The 9,334-nt window shown below is 27.8% G+C and carries 6 protein-coding genes; 4 read left to right on the top strand and 2 right to left on the bottom strand.

The annotated features are described in order from the left end of the window. Positions 1-296: 296 nt before the first annotated feature. On the bottom strand, positions 297-1,523 hold the full coding sequence (locus ABDZ60_RS13530) for an ABC transporter permease subunit (protein WP_016209172.1): 1,227 nt from the start codon (positions 1,521-1,523) through the stop codon (positions 297-299). Beyond that, positions 1,523-2,431, bottom strand: a complete 909-nt coding sequence (locus ABDZ60_RS13535) for an ABC transporter ATP-binding protein (protein ID WP_016209171.1) — start codon at positions 2,429-2,431, stop codon at positions 1,523-1,525. The genes ABDZ60_RS13530 and ABDZ60_RS13535 overlap by 1 nt, the downstream gene beginning before the upstream one ends. A 380-nt stretch (positions 2,432-2,811) precedes the next feature. On the opposite strand from ABDZ60_RS13535, the gene glgB reads away from it, so the two are divergent. Genes glgB through glgD form a run of 4 tightly spaced genes read left to right on the top strand, consistent with a single transcriptional unit; the run spans position 2,812 to position 8,612 of the window. Then, a complete protein-coding gene (gene glgB / locus ABDZ60_RS13540) occupies positions 2,812-4,797 on the top strand; it encodes a 1,4-alpha-glucan branching protein GlgB (protein ID WP_016209170.1) in 1,986 nt (661 codons plus the stop codon). 20 nt (positions 4,798-4,817) lie between these two features. Next, a complete protein-coding gene (glgA, locus tag ABDZ60_RS13545) occupies positions 4,818-6,263 on the top strand; it encodes a glycogen synthase GlgA (protein ID WP_343778758.1) in 1,446 nt (481 codons plus the stop codon). 43 nt (positions 6,264-6,306) lie between these two features. Then, a complete protein-coding gene (locus ABDZ60_RS13550) occupies positions 6,307-7,491 on the top strand; it encodes a glucose-1-phosphate adenylyltransferase (protein ID WP_016209168.1) in 1,185 nt (394 codons plus the stop codon). Between the two features lie 14 nt (positions 7,492-7,505). Further along, positions 7,506-8,612 (top strand): glucose-1-phosphate adenylyltransferase subunit GlgD, encoded by a 1,107-nt coding sequence (gene glgD, locus ABDZ60_RS13555; protein ID WP_016209167.1) that lies wholly within the window; start codon positions 7,506-7,508, stop codon positions 8,610-8,612. Positions 8,613-9,334: the final 722 nt, after the last annotated feature.

Raw genomic sequence — 9,334 nt, forward strand, 5'->3', positions numbered from 1 at the left:
CGTCGATGGTACTGCATGGGAGACTGTGTGGGAGAGTAGAACGTTGCCAGGTTAGCAAAAAGACTTAAGATTTATCTTAAGTCTTTTTTTATATAAGAAATTATAAAAATTTAGAATCTGGATAATGGAGTATATATGTTCATTTATTTATTCACAATTTTATTATAAAAATAGAAAGTTATTCACACCTTAACACTTTTTCATATGTCGATTGTTGATAATTTTACTGTAAGTAATGGGTAACTCTATATAATTAAAAGAGCACACCTAAAATTGATAGGTGTACTCTTTTTGAATTATATTAAAATATCCTTTTTTATAAAATTAATATGTGCTATTGTATATGCTATTATTGCTGTTATAATCAAGCATATTATTCCATTAGTTGTTGTTAATTTAGGATTTTGATACATTAATGCTAATTTAGAAGTTACTAGACTGCCTGCATCAGCATAAGTTGTAAATAAAAGATGACTAATATTTCTTATAGAGCTAATTGCTTGGGTTCCTATTGATAGGAAAATAGTAGATATTACTGAAACTGCCATGGAAGTCATACTACTTTTAAATAGAGTTGATATCATGAATACAATAGAACAAGCAGATAAAATAAATAATGATTGATATCCTATTGTTCTAAATGCATTTTCAGTGTTAGTAATCATTTTTGATGTATCTGGAATTTGATTCATTATCATCTCACCTGATGATTGATCAAATGCTTTTTCATATTTTTGTTCAACTCTAACAGGATATTTTGAAGCATCAACATCACTTGTCATATTAACAACTGTCATTCCAACCAGTTGAGGTATTAAGATTAGTGATAATACAGTAACAGTTGATACGATAAACTTAGAAAATAAAATTTTTCCCCTTGTAACAGGCTGAACAAGTAGGAATTTTAATGTTGCTGGTGTACATTCTCCTGAAACCATATCACTCATAAATACAGAAATTCCTGCTATTAATACTCCTAATCCAAAAAAGCTGTTAAGCATTTGTAAGAAATTAAAGGCTTGATACTCCCATCCTTGTAAGGGTTTTATATTATTATTTTTTAGATATTTTAAATCATCTAATTGTTGTTTTGACTCGGCGTACCATCTTTTATTCCATTCCCTTATACCATCTTCTTCATATTGCTTAATTGTATTTTCAGTAGACTTAATTGATTCATCCAGCTGCTTTTTCCATGCATCTTCAGAAATACCATTTTTGATTATTTCTTTGTTAATATCTATTTGTTTTAAAAGACTAGTTTCTATTTCTTTAGAATTTTGAATCCATTTTTGATCACCATCTTCTTCTGCTCTCTTTATATCATTTCTTATATGAACTAACTGTTCTTCAGCTTGCTGTATTTGATATTCAGGTGAGGTCCATTCTTTCATATTTTTGTCATTCATCCATGTACCAAAAGCGGTTATTCCAATAAATACTATAAATAATCCAAAGACAATCCAAGTCTTAGATCTTTTAAAAATTTTAATAAATTCATTTTTTATAAGCGTTAATAACATTATCTAATTCCTCCTTCAACTAATTCCATATATCTTTGCTCTAAGCCTTTTCTTATCTTAAATACTTCTTGTATAGCATAATTGTTATTAACAAGATACTTAATTAATTCAGGAGTTTTATTAGATAATAAGATTATTTCTATTCCATCATCAGTTTTTCTAGCAGAGTTAATATATTCAATAGATAATAATTTATTAATATCTATTTCTTGTAGTAGTTTTAAACAAATTATATCAGTATTAGTATCCATAGATTCATCTAATACATTCTCTACTGATTCTATAATTCCATGATTTATGAATGCAACTCTATTACAAAGATGTTGCACCTCAGAAAGTATATGTGATGATATAAATACAGCCATTCCTCTTTCATTGGCAGCTTTTTTTACTACTTCTCTAAAATCCAATATTCCTGAAGGATCTAATCCATTAGTAGGCTCATCTAAAATTAGAAGCTTTGGATTAGAAAGAAGAGATGCAGCTAGCCCTAAACGTTGTTTCATACCTAGTGAATATTTCCTGACCTTATCATCTATTCTATGTTCAAGACCTACTAATTTTATGGTTTCATTTACTTGGTCTTTAGAAATATTTCTAATTCTAGCAATTTGCATTAAGTTTTCTCTTCCAGATAAATATTTATATAACTCAGGATTTTCTACTACTGCACCTACTTCTTTTAGTGCTTTTTCTGTGTCAGTCTTTAAATCATGACCACAAATACTAATACTACCTTCGTTTGCATTGATAAGACCTACGAGCATTCTTATAGTTGTTGTTTTTCCAGCCCCATTAGGGCCTAAAAATCCAAATATTTCACCTTCTTCTATTGAGAATGATATATCTTTTATTATTTCTCTTTTTCCTAGCTTTTTCTTAAGTCCTTTTACCTCTAAAACCTTCAAATCATTACCTCCCTTAATCTAACTATTAATAATTTTAGATAGAAAAACTTAATAAAAAGGTAGGAAAAGTCTTAATATAATCTTAATATAACCTTAAGTATTTAAGATTTAATAGTAATTTAGAAGTAATTTTACTTAAAATATTATTTTTAAATTTATTTGTTGATTATTGTAAATTATTAATTAAATTACATACTAAATAATTTTATAACATAGTTAGAAGACGTTTTACAAACATCTAATTATCAAAAATATGTAAATATATATCAAAAAAAACTATATTTTATAGATTATAGTATTATGGAATTTATGGAATAAAATGTAATTGGGTGATATAATTATCAACATAAGAATTATGTTAACTTTGGGAGGAGATTTTTATGGCACAGGAAGTAAAGAATAAAGCAAAAAAGGGACAACTTATAAATATAGACATAGATTCCTTTCATGAAGGTAGAAACTATAGTAGCTATTGGCTTTTAGGTTCACATTGTATTGTTGAAAATAGAAAACGGGGAGTAAGATTTACAACCTGGGCACCAAATGCTAGTGAAATATATGTAGTTGGCGACTTTTGTGAATTCAAGCCTATAAATGAATTTAAAATGGAAAAAGTAAATGAAAAAGGTTTATGGTCAATATTTATTCTTGGCTTAAGAGAAGGAGCCAAATATAAATATTACATTGTAAACAAAAATAATGAAAGAGGTATCTATAAAGCAGATCCGTATGCTAAATTATCAGAAATTAGACCGAATACTGCCTCTATTGTAAAAAGCGAATGTAAGTTTAAATGGATGGATAAGAAGTGGATAAATAAAAGAGGAAAAACAAATCTTTTTAAGGAGCCTATAAATATTTATGAAATGCATCTAGGTTCATGGAAAACTAATAATGGGGAATTTCTTACATATAAAGAGTTAAGTGATAAGTTGCCTGAATATTTAAATGAAATGGGATATACACATGTAGAATTTATGCCACTAGTAGAACATCCTTTAGATGCATCATGGGGATACCAAGGAACAGGATATTACTCAGTAACCAGTAGATATGGAGATTCAGAAGGTTTAAAACAATTAATAAATGTACTTCATAGAAATGGAATAGGAGTTATTCTTGATTGGGTTCCAGGACATTTTTGCAAAGATGAACATGGTCTATATCATTTTGATGGTACTCCAACATACGAATATCAGGAAGAGTGGAAGTCTGAAAATAAGGGCTGGGGAACTGCTAACTTTGATTTAGGTAGACCAGAAGTAAAAAGCTTCTTAATATCAAATGCATTATTTTGGCTCAGAGAATTTCATATAGATGGCCTTAGAGTTGATGCTGTATCTAATATGTTGTATTTAAACTATGGAAGAGGAGAAGGTGAATGGAAAACTAATAAATTTGGGGGTGATGGTTGTTTAGAAGGAATAAGTTTTATAAAGGAGCTAAATAAAGTAATATTTAATGAATTTAAAAATATTTTAATGATAGCTGAAGAATCTACTTCATGGCCAAGTGTTTGCAAGCCAATTGAAGATGGCGGATTAGGATTTAATTTTAAATGGAATATGGGGTGGATGAATGATACGTTAAAATATGTAGAAGTAGATCCAATATATAGAAAACATAATCATAATAAGATGACATTTTCCATGATGTATAACTATTCAGAAAACTTTATACTACCGATATCACATGATGAAGTTGTTCATGGCAAAAAGTCATTAGTTGATAAAATGTGGGGAGATTATTGGAATAAGTTTGCCGGGCTAAGACTATATTTAGCATATATGATGGGTCATCCAGGAAAAAAATTAACATTTATGGGATATGAATTTGCTCAATTTATAGAGTGGAGAGAATATGAAGAGCTAGAGTGGGAGTTAATAGATAAATTTGAAATGCATAAGTTAACACAAAATTATTGTAAATTTTTAAATAATTTTTATAAGGAAAATAAGGCTTTATGGGAATTAGATTACGATAATACTGGTTTTGAATGGATAGATGCTGATAATTCTAATCAAAGTATTTTTTCTTTCATCAGAAAAGGGAATGATATTAAAGATACATTAGTATTTATATGTAATTTTACTCCAGTGGTATATTACGACTTTAGAGTAGGGGTACCATATAATGCAAAATATAAAGAAATATTTAATTCTGATAATAAAGAGTTTGGAGGTTCTAATCAATTAAATGAAGAAATAATAGAATCTGAAGATATAAGTTATCATAATAGGAAGTACTCTATATCATTAAAAATACCACCTATGGCAGCAATAATATTATCTATAAGTGATTTAAATGAAGATATTAATTTGCTAGTAAATAAAGAAATAATTTTAGAAAACAAGTATAAGAGCTAGCATTAAAAGGGGGAATGAGATTGAATATTTTAATAGTTGCATCAGAAGCACATCCATTTATTAAGACAGGAGGTCTTGGAGATGTTATAGGGGCTTTACCTAAAGCTTTAAAAGATTTAGGTGTTGATGTAAGGGTAGTAATACCAAATTATAGAGATATAAAAAAAGAAATTAAAGAAAGTTTAACATATATTGATAATTTCAGTGTAAATGTAGGATGGAGAACTCAGTATTGTGGTATTTTGGAGTATGAATATGATGGGGTACAATTTTATCTGCTAGATAACGAATACTATTTTAAAAGAGGCGGATTATACGGATATTATGATGATGGAGAGAAATTTGCATTTTTTGATAGAGCTGTTTTGGAGTTTATAAAGCATATAGATTGGGTACCAGATATAGTACATTGTAATGATTGGCAAACTGGAATGATACCAGTACTTCATAAATTAGAATATATAAAAGAAGAAAAATTTAAAAATATAAAGACAATATTTTCAATTCATAATTTATTTTTTAAAGGTATGTTTAGTAAAGAAGTATTGCCTGAGCTATTTGGGTATGATTACGAAGCTTTTAATAATGGTAGCTTAGAACTTTATGGAGCAGTAAGCTTTTTAAAGGGTGCAATCAATTATGCAGATAAGATCACTACAGTAAGTAAAAGTTATGCAGAGGAAATAAAGACTCCTGAATATGGAGAAGAGCTAGATGGACTTCTTAGATATAGAAGTTCTGTACTAGAGGGTATAGTAAATGGAATAGATTATGAAGAATATAATCCAGAAGAGGATAAATATATATATTCTAAATATAGTATTGATAATATTCAAAATAAATCAATCAATAAAGAAAATTTACAAAAGGAATTAGGATTACCTGTAAATAAAGATGTAGCTATGATTGGTCTAGTATCTAGGTTAACACATCAAAAAGGATGTGACTTAATTATAAATATATTAGAAGAATTATTAAAAGAGGAGGTTCAGGTTGTTATATTAGGAACTGGTGATAGTATGTATGAAGATGGATTTAAAAGTTTTCAAAATAGATATCCTAAGATGGTTAATGCAAATATAAGATTTAGCAATGAACTAGCACATAAAATTTATGCATCTTCTGATATGTTTTTAATGCCTTCATTATTTGAACCTTGTGGTCTTGGGCAATTAATAGCGCTTAGATATGGAAGTGTACCAATTGTAAGAGAAACAGGTGGGCTAAAGGATACTGTGGTTCCTTATAATGAATATGAAGGAACAGGTAATGGGTTTGGGTTTAAAAATTATAGATTTGATGAGCTTCTTAATATAACTAAATATGCATTAGGAATCTATAAAGATAAAAATAAATGGAATAGTATTGTAAGACAATCTATGAGCTCCGATAATAGCTGGGAAAAGTCCGCTATGGAATATATAAGGATATATGATAAATTATCATTTAATAATGTTAATAAATAATACATGTCTAATTAGGATTGGGATAGAAGAGAGGGGATAAAATATGGGGAAAAAAGAAATTGTAGCAATGATTTTAGCAGGTGGACAAGGGTCTAGATTAGGGATATTAACTAAAAATATGGCAAAACCTGCAGTGCCCTTTGGAGGAAAATATAGGATCATCGATTTTCCTTTAAGCAATTGCTCTAATTCAGGAATATATACTGTGGGGGTACTAACTCAATATAAGCCATTAGATTTAAATTCTCATATAGGAATAGGGGATCCATGGGATTTAGATAGAAGAGATGGTGGGGTATCTATATTACCTCCATATCAGGAAGAGAAAGGTGGAGATTGGTATAAAGGAACAGCTAATGCTATTTATCAAAATATAGAATATATAGATAGATTTGAACCTGAGTATGTTTTGATTTTATCAGGAGACCATATTTATAAAATGAATTATGATAGAATGTTAGATTTTCATAAAGAAAATAATGCAGATGCTACAATTGCAGTTATAGATGTTCCAATAGAGGAAGCAAGTAGATTTGGAATAATGAATACTAGGGCAGATAATTCAATATATGAATTTGAAGAAAAGCCTAAAGTACCTAAAAGTACTAACGCATCTATGGGAATATATATATTTAATTGGAGAATTTTAAAAAAGTTTTTAAGGGAAGATGAAAAAGATAAAAATTCAAGTAATGATTTTGGAAAAGATATAATACCTAATATGTTGAATAATGGAAGAAGATTAATAGCATATCCATTTAAAGGATATTGGAAAGATGTGGGAACCATCGAAAGTTTATGGGAAGCTAATATGGATTTATTAAAAATAGATAATGATTTAAATTTATATGATAGTGATTGGAAGATATACTCACAAAACCAAGTTAGACCAGCACATTATATTGGAGAAGAGGCTAAAATAGTAAACTCTTTAGTTGTAGAAGGATGTATAATAAATGGTAAAATTGAAAATTCTGTATTATCTCAAGGTGTTTATATTGGTAAAAATACAATAATTAAAGATTCAGTAATAATGACTAATGTACAAATAGGAGATAATGTTATTATAGAAAAGTCCATAATTGGAAGTAATGCAATAATAAATAATAATTGTCATGTAGGAGATAGTAAAAGTATAGAAGTTATTGGTGCATATCAATACTTACTTGATGAATCAGCCATAGATTTTAAGGAAATATGTCTAGATAGAAAAGTAATTAATCTTTAAGGGGGTAAATAAGAATGAATAATTGTTTGGGAATAATAAACTTAGATGAAAACCAAAGTAGAATGGGAGAGCTAGTAAGATATAGAACTTTGGCATCAGTACCTCTTTCAGCAAGATATAGGATAATTGATTTTGTATTATCTAATATGGCTAATTCAGGAATAGAAGGAATAGGAATATTTACTGCAAATAAATCAAGATCCTTAATAAATCATCTTACTAATGGAAGGCCATGGGATTTGCATAGAAAGAAAGATGGACTTAGAGTATTTAATTTCGGAGATTATGATCCAAACTATGATGATGTTCATAATTTCTTAGATAATATAGAGTTCATAGAGCAAAGTAAAAAAGAATATGTATTAATAAGCCCATCATATATGATTTGTAATATAGATTATAATAAAGTTTTACAATATCATAAAAAATCTAAAAATGATATTACTATAATATATAAGGATGTAGATGATGCAAATAAAAAATTTTTAGAGTGTGAAGTAGTTAATATAGAAGATAATAATAGAGTAATTAGTATAGGTGAGAATATAGGAAGAGAGAAAAATGCAAAAATAAATATGGAAATGTATATCATGGAGACACATTTATTTATTAAAATGATACATGAATGCATAAAAACGGGTATTCATAGAAAAATAAAAAGCTATATAGCATCCAGGCTTAATGATTTTAAAGTTGGCGCATATAAATTTAACGGATATTTAGCTTGTATAAATTCAATAAAATCTTATTTTGATACTAATTTAGATATATTAAATCAAGATATAAATAAAGAATTATTTTATAATTTAAAACCAATATATACAAAATCACAAGATGAGCCACCTACACAATATACTGATATAAGTTTAGTATCAAATTCTATAATAGCAAATGGATCGTATATAGAAGGAGAAGTTAAAAATTGCATTATAGGAAGACGAGTTGTTATAGGAAAAGGTGCAAAATTAGAAAATTGTGTAATAATGCAGAACAGTATAATTGGAGAAGAGGCAATAATGGATATGGTTATCGCTGATAAGGGAACAGTAGTTAATGGAAATCAACAAATTAGGGGAACTATAAATTATCCAGTAACAATACAAAGAAATAAGATAATTTAATAGTCCATGCTTCACAAGGCATAGTTCGCAGTTACTTTCATTTTATTGGTGACGAGGAATATTTATCAGATAACAAGTACTAGGTGTAGACTATAATTAAAAATTAAGAAGAGTTTACTCTAGACGATTTTAAGCATATAGGTTTTCATATTAAGCTCAAATATAAATGAGGTGAACTTCACCAAGTATTTAATGTTTGCTATTTGAAACTTAGAAGTTAATCAATATATAAGATAAGTTTTATTTAAAGACGAATTAAGTTTTTACTTATATATTTATTATTTTTATAAAAGATCTAACATATGTTTCTGATTCCTTTATCCTAAAAAATATGAACTGTGAATTGTGCATTGTAAATTGAATAAAATTTTCTCATAATTTCAGACAAAGCCTCCTGGTGTGTCAATAGTATTATATTTTAGAAATAATGAGGTTTAATAAGTATATAAAGAATAATATAAGATAAATAGTATATTTTGTAGAAAAAAGTCTTATTATAGGTGGTACTATTAATAACGTTCCAGCGAGGAACAAGCTAAATTAAAAGAATTATTAGAAATAATAAAAATATTGACAATAATAGATTTTAATAGTAAGATAATGAAGTCGCTTGAGAGCGATGAAGAAAATGGTCTTTGAAAATTGAACAGAATATAAGTTAAGTAAAATAAACCAGCAATTCTTTTAGAAGTCTTAAGTGAGAATCTAAATTTAAATTTAGT

The organism is Clostridium sartagoforme (assembly GCF_039521405.1).
Taxonomy (GTDB): Bacteria; Bacillota; Clostridia; order Clostridiales; family Clostridiaceae; genus Clostridium; species Clostridium sartagoforme.

Excerpts from the sequence above, each read along its gene's own strand:
- ABDZ60_RS13550 (WP_016209168.1), top strand. The coding sequence starts at position 6,307 with ATGGGGAAAAAAGAAATTGTAGCAATGATTTTAGCAGGTGGACAAGGG.
- ABDZ60_RS13530 (WP_016209172.1), bottom strand. The coding sequence starts at position 1,523 with ATGTTATTAACGCTTATAAAAAATGAATTTATTAAAATTTTTAAAAGA.
- glgD (WP_016209167.1), top strand. The coding sequence starts at position 7,506 with ATGAATAATTGTTTGGGAATAATAAACTTAGATGAAAACCAAAGTAGA.
- glgB (WP_016209170.1), top strand. The coding sequence starts at position 2,812 with ATGGCACAGGAAGTAAAGAATAAAGCAAAAAAGGGACAACTTATAAAT.